Below are 1,951 nucleotides of genomic sequence, written 5' to 3' on the forward strand. Positions count from 1 at the left end.
CAGAAGTGCCCTTGCCTTGCGTTTTGCACTGGAACCAGAACCATTTCGTCGTATTATATAAGGTAAAGAACGGAAAATATTATATCGCCGATCCGGCTACCCAAAAATTAGTCTATGAAGAATCCGAACTGGCGCGTTGCTGGTGCAGCACCGTTGTGGAAGGAAAAGATACGGGAGCAGCATTGCTCTTCGAGCCGGGACCTGACTTTTACGATCGCGAGGAGGAGGATACACGGACAGGGAAAGGCTTGTCTTTTTTCTTCCGTTATCTGACTCCTTACCGGCGTGAACTGTTCCAGTTGGTATTGGGGATGCTCACGGCGAGCATCCTGCAACTGATCCTGCCGTTCCTGACGCAGAGCATGGTGGATACGGGTATCCGGGACGGTAATTTGAGTTTTATTACCTTGATATTGATAGCGCAGTTGGTGATCTTCGTGGCTAAACTCTCTGTTGATTTTATCCGTAGCTGGATCCTGCTGCATGTCAACACCCGGATCAATATCGCGCTGATCTCCGATTTTCTTGCCAAGCTGATGCGGTTGCCCTTGCATTTCTTCGATACGAAGATGGTGGGGGACATCATGCAGCGCATCGGCGACCATAACCGTATCGAGACGTTCATGACGGGTTCATCCATCTCGACGCTTTTTTCGTTTGTCAATTTTGTCGTGTTCGGGTTCGTATTGGCTTATTATGACCTGACGATATTGGGGTTGTTCCTGGTTGGCAACGGGTTGTATGTCGCGTGGATATTGGCCTTTATGAAGTACCGGCGCGAACTGGACATCAAGCGGTTCGCGCAGGCTGCGGGCGAACAGAGCAACCTTTTCCAGTTGGTGACCGGCATGCAGGAGATCAAGCTGAACAACTGCGAGACGGAGAAACGGTGGGAATGGGAGCGCATCCAGGTGAAACTGTTCAAGATAAGCATCAAGGGCTTGGCCCTGCAACAATATCAACAGCTCGGATCGGTGTTTTTTAACCAGACCACCAATATCCTGATCTCCTTTTTGGCGGCGCGGGCTGTTGTTTCGGGTGAAATGACGTTGGGTATGATGATGTCGCTGACCTATATCGTAGGGCAGTTGACGGCTCCGATCGAGCAGTTCATCGGCTTCGCGCGTTCGTTCCAGGATGCGAAGATCAGCCTGGAGCGGCTCGGCGAGATCCATCAGAAGGAGGATGAGGAACAGACGCTTGCCTTGAAAACGAACCGGATCCCGGAAGAGCGGACGCTCCGGGTCGAAGATGTGTGCTTCAGCTATGACGGGGCTGACCGTGACTATGTGCTGGAACATGTCAGCCTCGCGATCCCGGAACATAAGGTGACGGCGATCGTAGGGGCGAGCGGCAGCGGGAAGACGACGCTTGTCAAGTTGCTGCTTGGTTTCTATGAGCCGAACAAGGGGGCGATCCGTGTGGGGAACGTCTTGCTGAAGGATATGAACCCGCATGTGTGGCGTGCGCATACGGGGTGTGTGATGCAGGACGGTTTCATCTTCTCTGACACGATCGCGCGTAACATAGCGGTGGGGGCTGAATCGATCGACAAGGAGCGGCTGCTGCACGCCGTTACGGTGGCGAATATCCGGGAGTTCATCGACTCGTTGCCGTTGGGCTACAACACGAAGATCGGCATGGAAGGAAACGGCGTGAGCCAGGGGCAGCGGCAGCGTATCCTGATCGCCCGTGCGGTGTACAAGGATCCGGAGTTTATCTTCTTAGACGAAGCGACGAATGCCCTGGACGCCAACAACGAGAAAGAGATCATGGAGCACTTGCACCGGTTTTACCGGGGCCGCACGGTGGTCGTAGTGGCGCACCGGTTGAGCACGGTCAGGGATGCGGACAACATCGTCGTCTTAGACAAAGGCCGGGTAGCCGAAGAGGGGACGCACGAAGGGCTGACGGCGAAACGCGGAATATATTACAAATTAGTGAAGAACCA

General features: G+C 53.8%; 1 protein-coding gene. It reads left to right on the top strand.

What is annotated here, in order from left to right; all coding sequences use genetic code 11:
- The coding region (locus H8S65_RS20760; protein WP_186931707.1) for a peptidase domain-containing ABC transporter at positions 1 to 1,951 on the top strand (1,951 nt) is incomplete at both ends.

Origin of the sequence: Parabacteroides hominis (assembly GCF_014287585.1) — a bacterium.
In the GTDB taxonomy this organism is placed as follows: Bacteria; Bacteroidota; Bacteroidia; order Bacteroidales; family Tannerellaceae; genus Parabacteroides; species Parabacteroides hominis.